This window comes from Acidiphilium sp. MT5, from assembly GCF_054767495.1.
The window spans coordinates 1-19,820 of sequence record NZ_BAABMR010000017.1 but is presented as its reverse complement, the minus strand read 5'-3'; the positions used below and the strand labels follow the sequence as shown (position 1 = coordinate 19,820).

Genomic DNA, 19,820 nt, shown 5'->3' with positions numbered 1-19,820 from the left:
GTCCCTTATCACACAGATTGACGGTTCTCACCCTGTTTGTCGCGCCACAATGCGGACGCGGTCAGCAGTGAGCAGCCAATCGGCTTCCCACCCTGTCCTTCGTGTCGCGAAAATCAACCAGTACGAAAAGGGTTTGCGATGCGGAGCTTGTTCTCGACAACCAGACCTTCGTGCATGTCTTCAGACCACAGGGTATTACAATCGGCCCGAAGCGCCGAGGCTGCGATCATCGCGTCATAGATCGAAAGTCTGTATCGCTCGGCAATCGCCAGCCCTAGGTCATGCACTTCTGCCGTCATTGGCTCGACCGATAGCAAAGCGCGCATCGTCGAGAGAAAAGTCCGCGTTTCAGGCCAAGACAAACCCATCTTGCGGCGCGAGACGTTGGCGAGTTCGTTTAGCACCTGCACACTGATTGTTCCTCCCGCAGCGGCGATCTGCTCGGCGCGATCAGCTTTCGCAGGATCGCCGGAGGCGAGATAGACGAGGACATTCGTATCGATGAAGCTACCGGGCATTGATCTCGTCCCGGTCCAACTTCCAATCTCCGGGCAGCCGCCCGCGGAAGGCGCGCAGCCGATGCAGGAGGTCTTCCGGCCTCGGCTTGCGTGCGACCGCAAAAGCCCTCAGATCCGCCAGATGAATTTCAATCTCGTCGCCTTCCTTAAGCTCTAGCGCCTCGACGACGGCCGCCGGCAGACGGACGGCCAAGCTGTTACCCCACTTTGCGACCTGCATGGCGATACTCTTAGATATACATTTTTGATCGTGTATATCATGATTGAAGTGATATCAAGAGTAAACCAAAGTCCGGCGGGTGCCGCCGTTGCCCGCAGATGACCCCAGACCAACGAAGAGCCTAAGCTAACCACAAGGCGCCACTGAGCTTCGAGAATTTCGCCGCCAAACTCCATAGCTAGAGCTTGATGACATTAAGCTGACGCATAGCCTGCATTGGCCAGATAATTTTTGCACTCTTGCGGCGTGAAGGTTCGAGGAGCGACCCGATGCGCCGCCAGGTTGCCTCCTTGGTGCGCTCTTCGGCTTTCCTAAGCAGGTGTTTGAACTTGGCGAAGACTTGCTCGATGGGATTCAGGTCGGGGCTATAGGGCGGCAGGAACAGAAGCCTGGCACCTTTGGCGCGAGTGGCGGCCCTAAGGGCGGGTTTTTTGTGGCTGGAAAGATTGTCCAGCACCAAAATGTCGCCCGGCTTGAGCGTCGGGCAAAGCTGCTCGTCGACCCAGGTGGTGAAACTGGCAGCGTTGATCGGCTGGTCGAACACGAAGGGCGCATCGATCCGATCGCAGCGCAGTGCTGCGATGAAAGTCATCGTTTTCCAGTGACCATAAGGCACATTGGCCTGCAGACGCTAGCGACTGGCGCCCAGCCGCGCAACGGTGCCATATTGGTTTTTACCCAGGTCTCGTCGACAAAAACCAAACGTGCGGGATCGATCCGCTTTTGATATTTCTGCCACCACTCGCGATGTCGAGCGACCTTTGGCCGTAGCTGCTCGGCCGGAAGAACGCTTTTTTTTAAAGCTGAGCCGCTTCTGATGAACCAAGCGCCAGACCTGAACATAATCGACTTCCACACCAAATTCGGCGAACAGCTCTGCGACAAGCCCGCGAAGCGTGAAGTCGCGCGCCGCCCGGGTAATCAGCCAGTCGTGCAACGCACCGGTTAACAAACGAGGCTTATGTCCACCGATTTGCGATGGCGCCACGCTGCCCGTCTCGCGCTGGCGGCGAACCCATTTGATCGCACTGCTGTTCGACACACCAAACCGTTCCGCCGCGGCCCGCGTCGACATGCCGCCAGTCAAAACCGCACCAACAACGCGCTCATGAAAGTCCATCGAATAGGGCTTTGCCATCCAATGCCGGCCTCCAAACCCAGCCATAAGCTCGAATCATAGTTCAAGCCGCGCCGGAAGCCCCTAATCGAATCTAAACCATGTCATCGTGCTCTAGCGGCGCCATGGCGCAATGCCGAGTTCCTTTTTGTCCCTCGTCAGAGAGGAGCAGCCGGCGCCGAGTAAGAACGCGATAAAGGCTTTCAACAGTGATGATGCCATTGAAAACAAGATGGTGCGCCGCCACCGCCACACGAGCTTTGAACTCCGCCCCGTGCTGCTTCCTCTTAACACCCATCTCTGGCTCATCTCTCGACCGGCCAGCCTTAGCTTAAACCTGACCAAATAACCTGAGCCGCCGCATTCCCCCGAGAAAACTGTGCGCGCAGAAATCACAAATCTTTTTAATATTTTCTTCTCAGAACATGGCTTAGTGCATTAAGGTCTCCACCTGCCAACAAGGGCGGCGCACATGCGCGAGTCTGTGAAGTTGGCTTGATTGATGGAGAACCGCTATGACTTTTGTAAGACCAACAAGTGAACTTATGACGGCCAACAATAGGAGTCATTCTCGGCAGAGTAGTGATTTGCAATGGAAACCAGGGCACGATCTTGAGGAGCGACGCTTCGACAATCTTGAGATCGAAATTGATAGCGCAAGCGAAACTTGCTGGTGTTTTATGCGCCCGAACGGAATCCCGACATATACACATGAATTAATGAATGACGTCAGCGAAATGCAGCATGCCGTTGCAAGTGCTTTCGCCATGTCGCCGACCGGTAGCCCAAATCCATTCTGTTGGTTTGTTATGGCATCTGCAATCCCCGGTATTTACAATCTTGGCGGCGACCTTGCGCATTTCGCAAAACGTATCCGAGAGGGTGACCTAGTGGCGCTTCGCCGATATGGTCATGTTGCCGTTGAAGCAATTCACCGCAACACAGTCGCTTTCAACGTTCCAATTATCACAATTGCGCTCGTTCAGGGTGATGCATTAGGCGGAGGCTTCGAGCATGCTTTATCCTTCGACGTAATCGTCGCGGAACGAAGTGCCAAGCTTGGGCTTCCTGAGATTCTGTTCAATCTCTTCCCCGGGATGGGGGCATATAGCTTCCTGTCCCGGCGGATGGATCGCGCGCGCGCCGAATCGATGATCTTATCTGGTCGCATTTACACGGCCGAAGAGCTATATGAGCTGGGGGTCATAGACGTGCTAGCGGAGGACGGCCAAGGCCAACAAACTGTCCAAAATTATATCGCGCGCCATAATCGTAAGTTCAATGCACATCGTGCCGTTTACCAAGCACGGCGCCGTGTCAATCCCGTGACCTTGGATGAGCTACGAGATGTCGTCGACATCTGGGCTGAAGCCGCTTTGAACCTGACCGAGGCTGATTTGCGTAAGATGGACCGGCTTCGCGCGGCACAAGATCGACGCCTAATGCCACGGCAGAATGCGAGTACCCTGATGATGGCTGCCGAATAGGTGTATTGCCAACTTAAGCTTTGTTTGCGCGGCGAGAGGAACTGAGGAGGGCGATTGCTTCGCTCGTCCTCCGCAGTTCTTCCTGTGCTCGGACTGACAGCTCAACTGCTATCCCTCGAAGTTCACTCCCACGTAGTCCGACGAATGGAATGCACAAGTCACGCAGTGCTTGGGCACCAATATTGGCGGTCGAGCTTCTTAGCGCATGAGCATAATCGCAGAAAGCCCGACTATCGCCACATTGCGCCGACTGCACTATCTTATCTAAAAGATTACTTGCATCCTGCAAAAAATCCATCAGAAGCTCATCGATAAAATCACTGTTACCAAGTAACTTCAAATTCGAAACGACTGTTTGGTCTAAGGCGCAAACATCTGCTGAGCGAAATTTGGGATGCTCTCGAAGAGCGATCACCGGCGTGGAAGCGGGCAAACTCACATTTTGGACGGCTGACCGCGCGGTGGACTCTATTGTCTTCAAAAATTGTGCTGGTTCGACTGGTTTAAGCAGGCAGCCGTCCATTCCCGCCTCCTGCCAACGGCCGTCAGATAGCGCCGCGGCATCTGCCGTGAGTCCAACGATGGGTAACCGACAATCACTAACCGACATTGCCCGGAACAACTTAGTGGCTTCTAGCCCATCCAATTCGGGCATATTGAAATCCATGATCACAATATCCAAAGAATCACCTTCACGGTCGAGGATATCGAGCGCCTGGTCACCATTTTCCGCCAATATAACATCGTGTCCGGCGGATTCCAAAATACGTGAGAACACGCGTCGATTAACTTGATTGTCGTCTACCATCAGAGCGCGAAAGCAACGCAGCGCTGTCTTCGAAGAGCCAGACTCGGTAGTTGTGGCTGAAGGTGCAGATTGAAATACAAAGCCCGGCATAAGTTTGGCCGACGTCAGGTGATTATCGGACACAGGTTCCGAGAAAGTCGCCGTTCCAACGACTTTAGCCTTAACAGTTAAACGAAACGTACTTCCCCTGCCGAGTGTGCTTTCTACTGTAATATCGCCACCTAAGAGCAGAGCAAGTTTGCGTGCGATTGCGAGGCCAAGACCAATTCCGCCAAAGGAACTCGAGATAGTCTGATTAGCTTGAGTAAAGTTCTCAAAAATGCGGAATTGGTCCTGAGGAGCTATTCCGATACCAGTATCGGAGACCGCAAACTTTAAGCAAATATCATCTTCCATAAGGTGCCGTTCTGCATCCACCGCTATCGTTATTCCACCCGTATCTGTGAATTTAACTGCGTTGCCAACCAGGTTAAGAAGAATATCTAGAAGATGCTGGCGACTCGCTCGAACACACCGCGGAAGATGTGGCATTATAAAGAGATTGAAGCTTAGGTTCTTCGCTTGCAACTGACCCTGAAACATACGACCAACGTCAATTAGCAATCCATGCAAATCAAATTCTTCTAATAAATTTTGCATTTGTCCGGCCTCAATTCTTGACAGGTCGAGCAAGTCACGAATTAAGGATTGTAGAGATTGAGATGCGACATTGATTGTTTCAACCATTTCCTTTTGTGCTGGATCAAGACGCTCAGAGTTTAGCAATGCAGCCATGCCGACAATCGCGGTGAGTGGCGTACGCAGCTCATGACTTACACTTGCCAGAAACAAACTTTTTGCCTTATTCGCCTCTTCAGCTGCTTTTGTTGCCTTTGAAAGCTTATGAATTAAAATTCCTGCATAGGATGGCAGCATGATCATTCCTATCATCAGACCTGCTGAGAGAAATATCTGATCGTGCCAAAATGGCGTTGTTGCAACGACTACGCTAAACGTGAACACAGCAACGAGTGCCGAAATCGCCAAAAATTCAATACCGAACCGGAAGCCATTGCCAAAAACAATCCAGAGATAGATTGGAAAAAAAAGTGCCGCGTAATGGCCGCCCAAATGCAGTTGGCAGGATAGAAAACTGCAATCGAGTAACAAGGCTATAAAGCGTCGGTTGCGGGATATATTAGGGTTAAAAAGAATATGTCCAAACAAGGCTATAGAAAACATAATAAAAATTGTCATCAAAATGAGTGCATTTACGTCGTTCTCAACCCTTTGTCCCAAAAGGAGAACAATCACGATTACTGCGCTAAACACAAGCCGGTTGAAGCTCATCTCGTGTTCACTATCGGGACGATTGCTTAAGCGACCCGCCACCCAATGGATTAGCATCATGATATAATGTTTTAGTTTAGCAATCATATCATTATCCGACAACGTTACAACGGGTGCTTATTCGGTCGTTTTCGTACGCGGTCAACCAGTCTGCGAAAACATCGACCGGCATTGGCTCACCAAAAAAGTAGCCTTGAACCTCATCGCATCCCTCGGCTAGCAAAAGCGCGGTCTGGTCAACCGTCTCAATGCCCTCTGCAACAACCCTAAGCTTTAGTATGTGGCCGAGATCAATAATTGTTCGAACGATCGCCAAATCGCTTCGATTGTTGGTAAGCCCCTGTATAAAAGACCGGTCAATCTTTAGGCGATCGAGAGGAAAATTACGAACGTAGCTGAGTGACGAATAACCTGTACCAAAATCATCCAGCGATAAGCTAATGCCCTGATTGCGCAGCTCATGGAGTTGTGACACGACATCCTCAGCATCACCTAGGACGATGCTTTCGGTGAGTTCGATGTCGAGCAGAGCTGGCGGAATACCGGCATCAGCGAGAGCAGCAGCAACTGCGGCACACACGGTCTTGCGGCGAAACTGAACAGGCGAAACGTTGACGGACATGCGGAGGTCGTAGCTCCCAACTGCCCGCCAAGCGGCCAACTGATTGCACGCTGATCTTAAGACCCACTCATTGATCGGGACAATCAGACCAGTTTCCTCGGCGAGGTTTAGAAAGCTACTTGGACGCAGCAATTCGTGACCGGGTCGCCGCCATCGGAGCAAAGCTTCTACACCAACCACAGAGCGACTCCGTAGATCTATCATTGGTTGGTAGTGCAATACAAACTCGTTTTTCGTGATTGCGGCGCGCAAGTCTGCTTCCAACTTTGCGCTCTTATCAGCCAACGGTCGCATATTTCTTGTGAAGAACTGCCAAACGTTACCCCCCATTTTTTTTGCTGAATACATCGCCTGATCAGAGTTCTCGAGCAACTCATCGGGCTCATTTCCATCCTGTGGCGATATGGTGATGCCGATGCTCGCGCCCAGTGAAAATGCCTCTTGTTGATTAAGCAGCGCAATGATACGCTCGGCTAACTGTGTAGCTTTAGCTGGAGACCCAATGTTGGGTTGTAGCACTGCGAATTCATCACCACCAATCCGTGCAATGGTATTACTTTCGTCGACAGCGTTCGAAAGCACTTCAGCAACCCGAATTAAGACGTCGTCGCCCCCGCCATGTCCATGCGTATCATTGATCGCTTTGAAACGATCCAAATCAATGAAATGTAGGGCAAATTGCCTGTCTCCACGTCGACCGCGCGCAAGTTCACGACGCAATTGATCGCGAAGTAACGTTCTATTAGGTAAGCCAGTCAAAGCATCATGATTAGCCATGTGCTGCAGACGCCTTTCAATGGCTCTGCGTTCGGTAATATCAACTGAGGTTGTTAAAACTCCGCTAACGATACCTCGACTGTTACGCAACGGGACCTTGCTAGTAAGAAGAACTTTTGTCTCTCCTGTTTGGGTTACAAGCTCTTCCTCGCGGGTTGGCAAGGATTGACCGGTCTCTAGCACCATCCTATCGAGCCGCCTACTCGAAGCGCCGCGTTCCGCCCCAAACAAAAGTTCGATTGGCCGGCCTGTAAGGTCTTCAGGCAATGCACCTGCAGATGTGGCCTGCGCAACGTTGACAAAGATACACATCCCATCGTGATCGGCAGCGCTGATCATGGCCGGCACAGTGTCAATTACTTGGGCTAGCGCTTCACGACTTTCACGCAAAAGTTGCTCTTGCGCGGTCAAACTGAGCTCCAGCCGACGTTCCAATTTTTCAGCACGCTGGACCAGTATTTGCTTTTGTGCCCGGAGCTTAAGTAGGTTCCGGGCCCTTGTGATAAACTCGCTGTGGTCGACGGGGCTTAGAAGGAAATCAGTCGCCCCAGCTTCCAACGACATCACACGAAACTGCCTATCTCCGTAGGCAGTAACTACGATTATTGGCACATCCGGATCGTTGTGACTAGAACGAATTTGTCTGATGAACTCGTCACCGGTCATTCCCGGCATTTTATAATCAGTTATGATTAAGTCAGCCGCAGTATGCCCAAGCCAGACCATGGCCTCCTGCGGATTCCCAAAAGACACGACATTGGCGTCGGGATTTAGCTTACGAGCGAGCCTAACGTATATTCGCCTGTTTGTGATGCTGTCGTCAACAATTAGGATAATCGGTGTTAGGATAGACGTCATGCTCTTTTTTAACCGACCTTACTGGGTTTGTAGCCAAATCTGCTGAGAACGCTATATTACATCCTCTCCTATAGCAACAATGCTATTGCCGTCGCCCTCTTGATTCACCCCACTCGATCGCGCGGCAGTCCAGACCATTATATGAGCCAAAGCGTCTGTTGAAGTGCACATCCAATTTTAAGGATCTTTCAGATAAACTGTTTAAATTTGCGATCCTTGAAGCGATGCCTCCCGATTGGTCAGAGGAATTCAGTGGACTCTTTTACGGCTACCACGACCTGGGCCGTTAAGCGACCTTGCCGATGACAATGACCACATACACCAGCAAGACCGTTTGGGTTGAACACCACCCCCGAAGTCTAGACTTGGAATGCCTGTCTCACAGCTCATCATGCTTACCCGGTATGGCCCGGGATAGCCATTGATCTTTGCGTCCCCGAGTATCCGTAGTTCCATTTCGCAGCTGATCCGGTAATAGCTTCCTGATCGGCATTATCAACCTGCTCGCCGCAGTTAACATCTAATTTTATAACCAACGGATATCAATTCGATACTCAGCCCTCCTTTCGTCCAAAAATCTGAAAGACAGCTTTTCAGTCACCGATCAAACTACTATGCAGGTGCGAAATCAGTCATTGAGGTAAGGATACGCTCACGCAAATCAGGTTCCTGAAATATGGCGGGAGACCGAAGCATATTAAATACCTCCACAAATAACTTATGAACGCTGGCATCACTTGCAGCAAGCCTGACAATACCAGCAGAAAACCGCAACCGCGCATCTAAGTCTGCCGGGCGAACGCCCCCGGTCTTCGGATAGGCAAAATCGGCGATTGAGGAAGACCAAGCTGGGGCTATAATTGACGGCAAAGCGGCGAAAAATGAGTCGTGAATTTCCCGGTGAGATTGACCGAGGAGATTCCGCAGCAACACCGCTTGCTGGGCTGCGACGCACATCCCTTGCCCATATACAGGATTAAAGCCACAAATTGTGTCACCTATTGGAAGTAGGCCGCTTGGAAAACGACCAAGGCGTTCGAAATGGCGCCACCGACTTCCACGTACAACGAAGTTCGAAAGGGGTTCGAGCAACTCAGCATTTTTGATCGCATCAAAGATTAATGGAGTTCGTAGCGCCTTGGCAAACCCAACAAAACCATCTGGGTCACTTGGCACCCTCTGTCCGTGTCGGGCAACAAGGGTGACCATCCAACGGCCGCCCTCGATTGGTATCAGCAGTGCCGAACGCCCATCGTCCGGAGGATTCGCCAGCACATAACTATATTTCCAATCAAAAGATGCTCCCTCCGGTATCTTATAGATCGCCGTAGTGTAAGCGATATCAATATCGATTTCGGTTTCCTCGGGGGGTTCCAGGCCCATAGTAGCAATCGCATCAAGAGTAAGTTTACTATGCCGCCCAGTCGCGTCGACGATCAAATCCGCATGCAAGATCTTACTTTCACCGCCTCGCTCTGCATAACTGACAGCAAAAACTCTTTCCGACTCAGATACAAAACGATCACACCGGCAGTTTTGCATAATCTTAACGTTAGGAAGTGCCGATACTCTTCGAGCCAACGTATTTTCAACTAATGGACGGGAAGCCGCATAAAACGTCATCCCGAAGTCGCGTCTCGGAAACGAACCAACTCGAGGCCAATTCATACTGCCGTCGAACTCGAGATTGAGTGGAACCGCACCGGCAGCACCTAAATCACGTTCGAAACCTGGAAATAAATCTTCTAAAGCACGCTGCGTACCGAGCAGAAGCACATGCGGTTGCTTACCGTGCGGGACGCCAGCCCTAGACATGGCACCTAAGGGTAAAGTATCCCGCTCCAATACGAAGACTTCAGAAAAATTTTCCGCAAGCGCTGCAGATGCGGCCAGCCCACCGATGCCGCTTCCTACAACAATCGCTCGCCTTTGATTAATTCCCATAAATTGTCGCACCCTCCCCTTACTCTCAACTCTTCCCAGCCTTCATGGTCTACCTTAGAGAATCAAATCATAAATTATCTGATCATATTTTGAAAGAATTAATTTTGTTCAACCTGGCTATGGATAGTAGTTAATCTGAAGTTTGAGGCGCGTGCCGCAATTTCACGACCTGCTTGCCAAGATACATCTTTCGGCTGGGGCCGGAGGTCAGATAGACCGAACGGACGAGCACCGGAGTTGTCAAGCCAAGGGCATTGACCGCAGAGGCGCCGTTCGACACACTGATTGTTCCTCCCGCAGCGGCGATCTGCTCGGCGCGATCAGCTTTCGCAGGATCGCCGGAGGCGAGATAGACGAGGACATTCGTATCGATGAAGCTACCGGGCATTGATCTCGTCCCGGTCCAACTTCCAATCTCCGGGCAGCCGCCCGCGGAAGGCGCGCAGCCGATGCAGGAGGTCTTCCGGCCTCGGCTTGCGTGCGACCGCAAAAGCCCTCAGATCCGCCAGATGAATTTCAATCTCGTCGCCTTCCTTAAGCTCTAGCGCCTCGACGACGGCCGCCGGCAGACGGACGGCCAAGCTGTTACCCCACTTTGCGACCTGCATGGCGATACTCTTAGATATACATTTTTGATCGTGTATATCATGATTGAAGTGATATCAAGAGTAAACCAAAGTCCGGCGGGTGCCGCCGTTGCCCGCAGATGACCCCAGACCAACGAAGAGCCTAAGCTAACCACAAGGCGCCACTGAGCTTCGAGAATTTCGCCGCCAAACTCCATAGCTAGCGGCGCCATGGTGCAATGCCGAGTTCCTTTTTGTCCCTCGTCAGAGAGGAGCAGCGGGCGCCGAGTAGGAACGCGATAAAGGCTTTCGACAGTGATGTGCCGCCATTGAGTACCAGATGGTGCCCAAGCGGCGCGGTGTAGAGAGTCGCCAGCGACCATACCACCCAAACATCTTTTTCAACCAAACAACTTTTTCAAGAAGATGGGCGGGACGGCCGGATCGGTCGGCCGCGACGCTCAGCGCATCGTGCCGACCGTGGACCGAAAGCTGGAGAAAGACGTCAGCCATACGCCGCCCTTCCGACGCTCTGCGCGAGCCACGTCGGAAGCTGCGGCGCGGCGGCAACCAGTTCGCCGAACACTCCGGGCGGCATCTTCTGCTTCAATGCCGTGAGCGCAGCTTCCGCCCTTTCGGGACCGAGCCAGGCCAGTGCCCGGATGGCCTCCCCCGCCGGACGATTGGCTAGGCCAGTTGCCACCGCGGCGCGTGCAGCTCTGACAGTTTTCAAGGAAGCCATCAAGAAAAGTCTGCATAAGCGAGAAAGCCTTCCCCTCCGACCGAGCCCCTCGCCTCGGCCTACCCCTTCTGAGCGGCGGCCCCGCAACATTCCCCGTAAAAGTGAGAGTGCAGATCGGTTTTTCCGTGACGGGTTCGATGTCGCGAGAGAGGCTCGCGGCGCCCGCCGCGGAGATGTGCGATGTCCCGATATGCTCAACGCACCCGCACCGGTCACGACCGGGCGGGACTCTATGCCGAAATCACTGACAAAATAATCGCTGAGCTGGAGGCTGGCCGGGCTCCATGGGTCCAGCCGTGGGGATCGGCGGCGGCGAAGGCCCCGCTCTCTATGCCCAGAAACGCCTCGACCCAGCGCTGCTACACCGGGATCAATGTATTGATTCTCTGGGGTGCTGTTATTGAGCACGGCTTTGCCGGGCAGAGCTGGCTGACCTTTCGCCAGGCGCTCAGCCTCGGCGGCCACGTGCGCAAGGGCGAGCGTGGCACAACAATCGTCTATGCTGACCGATTTACGCCGGATGATGAACGACAGCGCGCAGCCGAATTCGGCGAGGAAGCGCAAGCCATCCCGTTCTTGAAGCGCTTCACCGTGTTCAACACGGCGCAGTGCGAGGGGCTGCCAGATCAAATAGCGGCAACAGCGCCGCCGGTTGAAACCGATCTCGTTCTGCCGCAAGCGGAGGCATTGATCCGAGCAACCGGCGTGGATTTCCGGATCGGCGGTGAGCGGGCCTTCTACGATTATCGGCATGATTTCGTGCAGGTGCCACCGCCGCAAGCCTATTTCGAGCCGATCAATTGGCATCGGACCGCCCTTCATGAAATCAGCCATGCTAGCGGCCATCCCTCGCGCCTAAACCGCGACCTGACTGGCTCGTTCGGCTCGAAGAAATATGCGTTCGAAGAGCTGATCGCGGAGATTTCGGCCGCCTATTTATGTGCATCCCTGAGCATCGCCCCAACAGTGCGCCATGCCGATTATATCGGCGCCTGGCTTGAGGTGCTGCGCGAGGACAACCGAGCCATCGTGCGCGCCGCAAGCGCCGCGTCGAAAGCGGCCGACTACATCTTGGGGTTTCGACCCGAAATTGCCGGCGCGGCCACAGCCATATCAGCCCATGATGAGATGCAAGCCGCGTAATTTCTTTCACCTGCCTTGTTGAGCTTCGGCGGGAACACGGAACCGGAAAGCTACGTTTCCGCTTGTCATGGTTTCCGGCTTTCCTTTTGTCCGGCTCTCTGGTTTTCCGGCTACACGAAAATTCAGAGTGAAAGGACGGCGGAAATTTCGTGACGGTGCGATCGGTTGGGAGAGTGGCTTCCAGCGGCCCGTCGCGGAGAAAAATCATGGCCAGTGCCATTCAGAAAATCACGCTCAGCGCCTCGCGCGATATTCCATTCAATAAGTTGATCCTCAGCCAATCAAATGTCCGGCGGATCAAGGCTGGAATTTCGATCGAAGAGTTGGCGGAAGACATTGCCCGGCGCACATTGCTGCAAAGTTTGAGTGTACGTGCTGTTGTTGATGCCGACGGAACCGAAACCGGGATGTTCGAGGTGCCAGCCGGTGGACGGCGGTTTCGGGCGTTGGAATTGTTGGTCAAGCAAAAGCGTCTGGCCAAGACGGCGCCGGTTCCGTGCGTGGTGCGCGCGGGCGGGATCGCCGAGGAAGATTCGCTCGCGGAGAACGTCCAGCGCGTGGCTCTTCATCCACTCGACCAATTCCGCGCGTTTCAATCGCTGCGCGAGAAAGGGTTAGGCGACGAAGAAATCGCAGCGCGGTTCTTTGTGAATCCCAGTGTTGTGAAGCAGCGCCTGCGCCTTGCGGCAGTCTCACCCAAACTGCTCGATCTCTATGCTGAGGACGGCATGACGCTCGAACAATTGATGGCGTTTACTGTCAGCGGCGACCATGACCGCCAGGAACAGGTTTGGGAGTCTATGTCGCACGCCTATAACAAGGAACCTTACGCGATCCGCCGCCAGCTAACCGAGGGGGCAGTGCGCGCGAGCGATCGGCGCGCTTTGTTCGTCGGAATAGATGCCTATGAAGCTGCAGGCGGCATCATCATGCGCGATCTGTTCCAGCATGATGATGGGGGTTGGCTGCAGGACCCGGCATTGCTCGATCGGCTGGTAACCGAGAAGCTTCGCGCCGAAGCTGAAAATTTACGTGACGAAGGCTGGAGATGGATCGCCGTTGCGACGGAGTTTCGCTACGGCCATCACGCAGGTCTGCGCCGTCTGGTCGGCAATATCGTTGAACTCACCGAAGCGGAGCGCGCGAACCTTCAGGCGCTGCAGGCCGAGTATGCGACGCTGGAAGCCGATTATGCTGGCGTGGACGACTTGCCTCAGACGGTTGATCAGCGCCTTGGTGAAATCGAAGCCGCTATCGCGACGCTGGAGAACAGGCCGATCCAGTATGACCCTGCCGACATCGCACGGGCGGGCGTCTTCGTCAGCATCGATGGGCATGGCGTCTTGCGGATCGAGCGTGGCTTCGTGCGACCGGAGGATGAGGCTCCCGTCCAGCCTATTTCGGTTGACGGTGACGGCGAGGATGCGAACAATGTCGCGACAATTGAGGAACCAAGCGGCACTGAGGCAGTGGTCCAGCGCGCAGTAATCACCATTGGCGGCGCATCAGGTGCAGAACCAGAGACGACCGAGGAGGAGGACACGATCCGGCCGCTCTCGGATCGACTGGTGGCGGAACTCACCGCCCATCGCACCCTGGCGCTGCGCGACAGCGTGGCGAACGAGCCGCAATTGGCGTTTCTGGCGGTGCTGCATGCGCTCTGCCTCAGTGCCTTCTATCGCTATGCCGCATGCTCGTGCCTGGAGATTACGGCGAAGCAGACTGGCTTTTCGGCGCAGGCTCCGGATCTCACCGAGACCGCGTCCGCCCAGACGATCGATGCTCGTCATGCACAATGGGGCAAACAATTACCAGAGCAGCCCGCCGATCTCTGGGACGTGCTGATGGGCTTCGATTACGATAGCCAAGCGGCGTTGTTTGCTCATTGTGCGGCGCTGACCATCAATGTGGTGAAGGAACCATGGAACCGGCGGCCTGCGGCTTTGGCACATGGGGATCAACTCGCACGGGCCGTCAATCTCGACATGGTGGCTGCGGGCTGGAAACCGACGGAAGAAAACTATCTGGGCCGGGTGCCGAAGGTGCGGATTCTCGAAGCGGTGCGGGAGGGCAAAGGCGAGCCAGCCGCCCAGCTGATTGAGCATCTGAAAAAAGCGGAGATGGCCAGGGAGGCCGAACGGTTGCTTGACGGCACTGGCTGGCTGCCCGAGCCGTTACGCGTCATGGGCATGGATGCCGTCGACAGCCCAGCAACTCTGCCGGATGAGGGTGACCCCCTACCCGACTTTCTTGCGAGGGAGGAAGCTCAAGTTGATGCGGCCGACGATGCCAACCATGCAGATGGCGGCGCAATAAACCGCGACCCCCTGAATCCCACTGCTCAGGCGGTGGCTGCCGAGTAAAACTCACCAATGGCCCGGCGCGCAAAGCGTCGGGCCAAATCCATGAGGCGGAGCTATTTTAAAGCCGATTTAGGGATCAATTTGATGCCGGGCAGCGACTCAAAATGCCGATCACAGGTCAACAAATCGGCATCATGCGCCAGCGCAGTGGCATAGACGATGGCATCAGCGGTCGCCAAACGATGGCGCGCGCAAAGTTCCGCTGCGGATAGGGCGATGGCAGTATCCAGATCGGCGATCACGCAGGTTTCGGCAAACGCTATCACCTGATCCGCCTTGTCCTCGCCGACTTCGCGGGTCAACCATTTTGCCAGCTCGAGCTGCACAATCGTGGGCACCAACCATTGTTCACGGCTGGGCAATTCGCTGCCGACCCGCGCACCGGTCGGCGAGGCGATCAGCCATTCGATCCAGGCCGAGGTATCGACCAGCCGCATCAAACCCGATCCGTTCGATCCCGGTAGCCATCAGGCTTGGCACCTCGGGCGAGGCCAACGAGCGAATCGCGCTCCGGCACAGGTACTAGCAGCACGGCGGTTCCTTTCGGGATAAAGGCGAACTCCTGTCCGGCCTGCCAGTGCTGAGCCGCACGCACGGCTTTGGGGATCGAGATCTGGAATTTCGAGGATAGTTTTGCCGTGTCTTTGATGTGCATTACAAGACTCCGATCAATCTGCGTATCGTAAGATATTTAGTATCGGCAGGAGATTATTCCAATGGCGGCTTGGCGCGTCGTTGTGGTCATTCGTGACCTGTGATGTGCCTCCCGAAAGCAGACGTTCTCATGGTGTGAAGGCTTCTTACCCCATCGCCCTCCGCGACCGCCCAATCCACGATCGCTATATCTTGGTGACCGACAACGACCGTTACAGATTCAAAAATAGCTCAGTGCAGAAATCCCAGAAACGGGTGGAGAAAAGTCAGCCCTTGACCACACCATGAAACCCAAATCATAACCAAAAGGCAGGCCAAGTCTCGGTGGAATTCCCGGGTCACTTCTCAGCGGAAATCAACAAGTGCAATTTATTACTGACGGCCCTGACATCCCCGATGCACTTTTGCGGGCACACGAGGAAGGCAGCGTGGTGTTTTTCTGTGGGGCCGGCATTTCCTATCCCGCCGGCCTGCCGGGCTTCAAGGGGCTGGTGGAGAAAATCTATGAGCTAAACGGTACGGTGTTCTCGGACATCGAGCGCGAGGCTTTCGAGCGTGAGCAGTTCGACGCTACGCTCGACCTACTGGAGCGACGCCTGCCGGGGCAACGCCAAGACGTCCGCCGCGCGCTGGTGCAGGCGCTAAAACCGAAACTGCGTCGGAAGGGCGCTACCGATACGCAAGCAGCGCTCTTGCGCCTGGCGCGCAGCCGTGAAGGCGCGCTGCGGCTGATCACTACCAACTTCGATCGCGTATTCCACACGGCGGCTAAACGTACTGATCAGGCGTTTCAGGCTTATGCCGCGCCGATGCTACCGATCCCGAAGAACAGTCGCTGGAACGGGGTAATTTACCTGCACGGCTTGTTACCCGAAAAGGCGGATGACACAGCACTGAACCGTTTGGTGGTCACCAGTGGCGATTTCGGCCTAGCCTATCTAACGGAGCGCTGGGCTGCCCGCTTTGTGAGCGAGCTGTTCCGCAACTACGTCGTCTGCTTTGTCGGTTACAGCATCAACGACCCGGTGCTGAGGTACATGATGGATGCGCTGGCCGCCGACCGGATGCTAGGCGAAGTTACGCCGCAAGCCTGGGCGTTGGGTGACTGCGAGCCAGGGCAGGAGCACCGCAAGGCAATCGAGTGGGAAGCCAAGGGCGTCGCACCTATTCTGTACAACGTGCCCGCAGGCAGCCACGACCATTCGGCGTTGCATCAGACTTTGCAAGCCTGGGCTGACACCTATCGCGACGGCGTACAGGGCAAAGAAGCTATCGTCGTCAAACACGCTCTGGCCCGGCCACAGGACAGCACGATGCAAGACGATTTTGTCGGTCGGATGTTGTGGGCCTTATCGGATAAATCCGGCTTGCCTGCCAAACGCTTCGCTGACTTTAATCCCGTACCTTCACTGGACTGGCTGCTGGAATCCTTCACAGATGAACGCTTTGGGTACGGAGATTTGTCGCGCTTTGGCGTTCCGCCGCGCGATGACGTGGACGCCAAGTTGCGCTTCAGCTTGATTCGGCGGCCTGCACCCTATGATCGAGCGCAGTCCATGACGCTAGCGACCGGCGGTGCCGCCGGCAGCCAGTGGGATGACGTGATGCTTCATCTGGCACGCTGGCTCGTGCGCCACCTTAATGATCCGAGACTAGTAATCTGGATCGCACAGCGCGGCGGCCATTTGAACGATCGGTGGCCGTTTCTGATTGAAAATGCACTGAATGACTTTTCATCAAAGGAGCGTGAAGGCAAGACTGCCGAACTGGATACAATTCGCTCACAGGCACCCAATGCCATTCCTGGCCCCTTGATGCGTACGCTGTGGCACCTGCTGCTCAGCGGGCGGGTGAAATCATTGAGTCGCGATTCCGCCATCTACCGCTGGCTGGGCCGATTGAAACGAGAGCATTTGACTGCCACTCTGCGCCTCGAGTTGCGTGAGATACTCGCTCCCAAAGTGACCTTGAAGAAACCATTTCGCTGGGGCATGGAAGAGGCAAGCGCGGACGAACCTGCACGGTTGCGGCAACTGGTAGATTGGGAACTAGTGCTGGCTGACGATGGTGTGCAATCCGCCATACGCGACCTCGGCGGTGAGCACTGGGCATCTGCCCTACCGAACCTGCTAGAGGATTTTCAGCAATTGCTGCGTGATGCGCTGGACCTATTGCGCGAGCTAGGCGACGCCGACGACCGAAGCGATCGATCGCATTGGGATTTGCCGTCCATTACCCCGCACTGGCAGAACCGAGGCTTCCGTGACTGGGTGAGCCTGATCGAATTATTGCGGGATGCATGGCTGGCGGTTCGCAGAAGTAATAGTAATCGTGCTACGCGGATTGCCCAAGCTTGGTTCGAACTGCCCTATCCCACCTTCAAACGATTGGCCTTGTTTGCCGCCAGCCAAGATGACTGCATCCCGCATCGGCAGTGGGTGGATTGGGTGTTGGCTGATGGCGCATGGTGGTTGTGGTCCACAGATACGGGGCGGGAGGTGTTCAGACTGTTCGTTCTACAGGGGCGACGGTTAGCAAATATTGACCAGGAACGTCTGGAGGCAGCTATCTTGGCTGGCCCACCGCGCGAGATGTATCGGGATGATCTGGGGCTTGATCGGTGGCAAGATTTGATGGCCCACTCCGTCTGGCTGCATCTGGCCAAACTGAATGCATCAGGCCTCACTCTGGGAGCATCTGCGGCCGCCCGGTTAACAAAACTTTCCGCTACCAACCCGCAGTGGCAGTTGGCAACCAGCGAGCGCGATGAGTTCTCCCACTGGATGAGTGGCACTGGCGATCCTGACTACGAGGAAAGTCGGAACGTCGATATTGCCCCGCGAAAGTGGCGTGATCTTGTTCAATGGCTCACGAAGCCGCTGCCCGAGCGGCGACCAATCTACGAAGATACGTGGCGCGATGTCTGCCGCACCCGCTTTTTTCATAGTCTATATGCGCTTTGTGATCTGGCACAAGATGGCATATGGCCTGCTGACCGATGGAGAGAGGCACTTCAGACTTGGGCCGAAGAAGGCATGGTTTTGCGCTCCTGGCGCTACGCCGCGCCGCTGGTGAAAACCATGCCAGACGCCGTACTTCAGGAGATGGTTCACGCCGTCTCGTGGTGGATGGAAGCCACATCCAAGTCGATAAACCGCCACGAGGGTATCCTGCTGGTTCTGTGTTCTCGTGTGCTGGCGCTGCCGCTGGAAGCGGGGACAGGAATGAAGCTCAACGGCGAGCCGATTGACCAACCCGTCACAGAGGCCATCAACCATCCGGTTGGGCATGTCACGCAAGCACTGATCAATTTGTGGTTCAAACGGCAGCCGAACGACAACGATCTACTTCCAACAGACATCGCACCCTTCTTCACCCAAATCTGTGATGTTCAGGTGAATCGGTTCCGCAACGGCCGAGTGCTGCTGGGTTCGCATCTGATCGCCCTTTTCCGCGTGGATCGCCCGTGGACCGAACAGCATCTCCTGCCGCTATTCGCTTGGGATATGCCGACCGAAGCGAAGGCTGTGTGGGAAGGCTTCCTTTGGTCACCTCGCCTGTATCAGCCCTTGCTGACTGCCTTCAAACTTCAGTTTCTTGAGAGCGCAAACCATTACGTCGAACTTGGCGAGCACCGCGAGCAGTTTGCTGCCTTCTTAACGTATGCGTCATTGGGTCCGACCGAAGGGTATTCCGTGGATGAGTTTCGATCCGCGATAGGTGCACTGCCTCAAGAAGGGCTGGAACAATCCGCGCAGGCGCTCACCCAGGCGCTTGAGGGTGCCGCCGATCAACGTGAGGACTACTGGAAAAACCGAGTGCACCCGTTCTGGCAACAGGTCTGGCCCAAGTCCCGCGAACTAACCAGCCCCCGAATCGCCGAATGCTTGACCCGGCTAGTCATTGCTGCCCGAGGCGAGTTCCCGGCTGCCTTAGCTGCTGTGCAGCACTGGTTACAACCGATTGAGTACCCGGATTACGTCGAAAGTTTGCTGCACAAATCAGGTTTGTGCAGACGGTTCCCTGCGGAAGCATTGCAGCTACTCAATGCCGTGATTGCCGATCAACAGTGGGCGTCTCAGGAGTTGGGTAAATGCTTGGACGAGATTGCGGAAGCTGCGCCAAACCTTGCGCAAGTTGCCCATTACCTGAGGCTTCGAGAGCATTTGCGGAGGCGGGGGATATGAGTTGATGGTTCGGATTCGCGCAGCAACCCAACACAATCTTAAACTACGAGGAAGGCCCGCAGATTTTCAAGTACGTCGCGACCGCGAATGTCCGCAATCGAAACAGTGACGTTTAAACTGGAAAGACCGTCAGGGGCGACAAGCAAAAGGCGGCTTTCCTGAGGTTGGGGCCCACAGAGCAGCCAAGCCGCTGCCGGCCAGGTCCAGGCGTAGCAGGACCGGCAGCTTTGCGCCTCAATCCGGGTGTTGGCGTCCAACCGACCGAGTCTCGAAACCTTCCTTCTACTTAAGGGTGTATAACAAGGCAATTCTACGCGATATGGGTTGTCTCTTGAACCGAGACAACCCACGACCCCAACGTATCCATCCGGTCTGGGCCGCCTGCCGCTACGGGAAGAAGCCGCTCATAAGAGCGCTGCTATGAGCTGCTTCTTATTCGGAGGGTGTTGGTTGGATGGAGATCATCACGGGGTCTGAGCGTCGGC

General features: G+C 55.0%; 13 protein-coding genes and 1 pseudogene. 4 read left to right on the top strand and 10 right to left on the bottom strand.

Going from position 1 to position 19,820, the window contains the following annotated elements; genetic code table 11:
* Nucleotides 1-113: 113 nt before the first annotated feature.
* The 3 genes and pseudogenes from ACYUCQ_RS15200 to ACYUCQ_RS15190 form a co-directional block, all read right to left on the bottom strand.
* A complete protein-coding gene (locus ACYUCQ_RS15200) occupies nt 114-518 on the bottom strand; it encodes a PIN domain-containing protein (protein ID WP_460255403.1) in 405 nt (134 codons plus the stop codon).
* Nucleotides 508-738, bottom strand: coding sequence for an AbrB/MazE/SpoVT family DNA-binding domain-containing protein (locus tag ACYUCQ_RS15195; protein WP_460255397.1), 231 nt, complete (start codon nt 736-738; stop codon nt 508-510). Before ACYUCQ_RS15195 ends, ACYUCQ_RS15200 begins: the two co-directional genes overlap by 11 nt.
* A 194-nt stretch (nt 739-932) precedes the next feature.
* Nucleotides 933-1,876, bottom strand: a pseudogene (locus ACYUCQ_RS15190) (IS630 family transposase).
* A gap of 494 nt (nt 1,877-2,370) precedes the next feature.
* Between ACYUCQ_RS15190 and ACYUCQ_RS15185 the strand changes: the two are divergent.
* Nucleotides 2,371-3,342, top strand: a complete 972-nt coding sequence (locus tag ACYUCQ_RS15185) for a crotonase/enoyl-CoA hydratase family protein (protein WP_460255402.1) — start codon at nt 2,371-2,373, stop codon at nt 3,340-3,342.
* A gap of 13 nt (nt 3,343-3,355) precedes the next feature.
* Here ACYUCQ_RS15185 and ACYUCQ_RS15180 read toward each other — a convergent pair whose 3' ends face one another.
* The 5 genes from ACYUCQ_RS15180 to ACYUCQ_RS15160 form a co-directional block, all read right to left on the bottom strand.
* Entirely contained in the window at nt 3,356-5,566 is a 2,211-nt protein-coding gene (locus ACYUCQ_RS15180) for an ATP-binding protein (protein WP_460255401.1), read from the bottom strand.
* A 4-nt stretch (nt 5,567-5,570) separates the two neighbouring features.
* Nucleotides 5,571-7,736 (bottom strand): two-component system response regulator, encoded by a 2,166-nt coding sequence (locus ACYUCQ_RS15175; RefSeq protein WP_460255400.1) that lies wholly within the window; start codon nt 7,734-7,736, stop codon nt 5,571-5,573.
* Nucleotides 7,737-8,348: 612 nt separating this feature from the next.
* Entirely contained in the window at nt 8,349-9,680 is a 1,332-nt protein-coding gene (locus ACYUCQ_RS15170) for an FAD-dependent oxidoreductase (RefSeq protein ID WP_460255399.1), read from the bottom strand.
* 130 nt (nt 9,681-9,810) lie between these two features.
* Nucleotides 9,811-10,068, bottom strand: coding sequence for a DUF6088 family protein (locus ACYUCQ_RS15165; RefSeq protein ID WP_460255398.1), 258 nt, complete (start codon nt 10,066-10,068; stop codon nt 9,811-9,813).
* On the bottom strand, nt 10,058-10,288 hold the full coding sequence (locus ACYUCQ_RS15160) for an AbrB/MazE/SpoVT family DNA-binding domain-containing protein (protein WP_460255397.1): 231 nt from the start codon (nt 10,286-10,288) through the stop codon (nt 10,058-10,060). The genes ACYUCQ_RS15165 and ACYUCQ_RS15160 overlap by 11 nt, the downstream gene beginning before the upstream one ends.
* 880 nt (nt 10,289-11,168) lie before the next feature.
* Here ACYUCQ_RS15160 and ACYUCQ_RS15155 point away from each other — a divergent pair.
* Both ACYUCQ_RS15155 and ACYUCQ_RS15150 read left to right on the top strand, forming a co-directional pair.
* Nucleotides 11,169-12,131: an ArdC family protein gene (locus ACYUCQ_RS15155; RefSeq protein ID WP_460255396.1), complete on the top strand. Its 963-nt coding sequence runs from the start codon at nt 11,169-11,171 to the stop codon at nt 12,129-12,131.
* Nucleotides 12,132-12,337: 206 nt separating this feature from the next.
* Nucleotides 12,338-14,494, top strand: coding sequence for a ParB/RepB/Spo0J family partition protein (locus tag ACYUCQ_RS15150; RefSeq protein ID WP_460255395.1), 2,157 nt, complete (start codon nt 12,338-12,340; stop codon nt 14,492-14,494).
* Nucleotides 14,495-14,547: 53 nt separating this feature from the next.
* On the opposite strand, the gene ACYUCQ_RS15145 is transcribed toward ACYUCQ_RS15150, so the two are convergent.
* Together ACYUCQ_RS15145 and ACYUCQ_RS15140 are read right to left on the bottom strand one after the other, a co-directional pair.
* A complete protein-coding gene (locus tag ACYUCQ_RS15145; RefSeq protein ID WP_460255394.1) occupies nt 14,548-14,931 on the bottom strand; it encodes a PIN domain-containing protein in 384 nt (127 codons plus the stop codon).
* Complete coding sequence (locus ACYUCQ_RS15140) at nt 14,931-15,149, bottom strand: AbrB/MazE/SpoVT family DNA-binding domain-containing protein (RefSeq protein WP_460255393.1); 219 nt, start codon at nt 15,147-15,149, stop codon at nt 14,931-14,933. The genes ACYUCQ_RS15145 and ACYUCQ_RS15140 overlap by 1 nt, the downstream gene beginning before the upstream one ends.
* A gap of 361 nt (nt 15,150-15,510) precedes the next feature.
* On the opposite strand from ACYUCQ_RS15140, the gene dsr1 reads away from it, so the two are divergent.
* Complete coding sequence (gene dsr1, locus ACYUCQ_RS15135) at nt 15,511-19,335, top strand: anti-phage defense-associated sirtuin Dsr1 (protein ID WP_460255392.1); 3,825 nt, start codon at nt 15,511-15,513, stop codon at nt 19,333-19,335.
* The last annotated feature ends 485 nt before the right edge of the window (nt 19,336-19,820 follow it).

Coding starts and splice junctions, on each gene's coding strand:
- ACYUCQ_RS15195 (WP_460255397.1), bottom strand. CDS start 738: ATGCAGGTCGCAAAGTGGGGTAACAGCTTGGCCGTCCGTCTGCCGGCG.
- ACYUCQ_RS15140 (WP_460255393.1), bottom strand. CDS start 15,149: ATGCACATCAAAGACACGGCAAAACTATCCTCGAAATTCCAGATCTCG.
- ACYUCQ_RS15185 (WP_460255402.1), top strand. CDS start 2,371: ATGACTTTTGTAAGACCAACAAGTGAACTTATGACGGCCAACAATAGG.
- ACYUCQ_RS15150 (WP_460255395.1), top strand. CDS start 12,338: ATGGCCAGTGCCATTCAGAAAATCACGCTCAGCGCCTCGCGCGATATT.
- ACYUCQ_RS15170 (WP_460255399.1), bottom strand. CDS start 9,680: ATGGGAATTAATCAAAGGCGAGCGATTGTTGTAGGAAGCGGCATCGGT.
- ACYUCQ_RS15180 (WP_460255401.1), bottom strand. CDS start 5,566: ATGATTGCTAAACTAAAACATTATATCATGATGCTAATCCATTGGGTG.
- ACYUCQ_RS15200 (WP_460255403.1), bottom strand. CDS start 518: ATGCCCGGTAGCTTCATCGATACGAATGTCCTCGTCTATCTCGCCTCC.
- ACYUCQ_RS15175 (WP_460255400.1), bottom strand. CDS start 7,736: ATGACGTCTATCCTAACACCGATTATCCTAATTGTTGACGACAGCATC.
- ACYUCQ_RS15160 (WP_460255397.1), bottom strand. CDS start 10,288: ATGCAGGTCGCAAAGTGGGGTAACAGCTTGGCCGTCCGTCTGCCGGCG.
- ACYUCQ_RS15145 (WP_460255394.1), bottom strand. CDS start 14,931: ATGCGGCTGGTCGATACCTCGGCCTGGATCGAATGGCTGATCGCCTCG.
- ACYUCQ_RS15165 (WP_460255398.1), bottom strand. CDS start 10,068: ATGCCCGGTAGCTTCATCGATACGAATGTCCTCGTCTATCTCGCCTCC.
- ACYUCQ_RS15155 (WP_460255396.1), top strand. CDS start 11,169: ATGTCCCGATATGCTCAACGCACCCGCACCGGTCACGACCGGGCGGGA.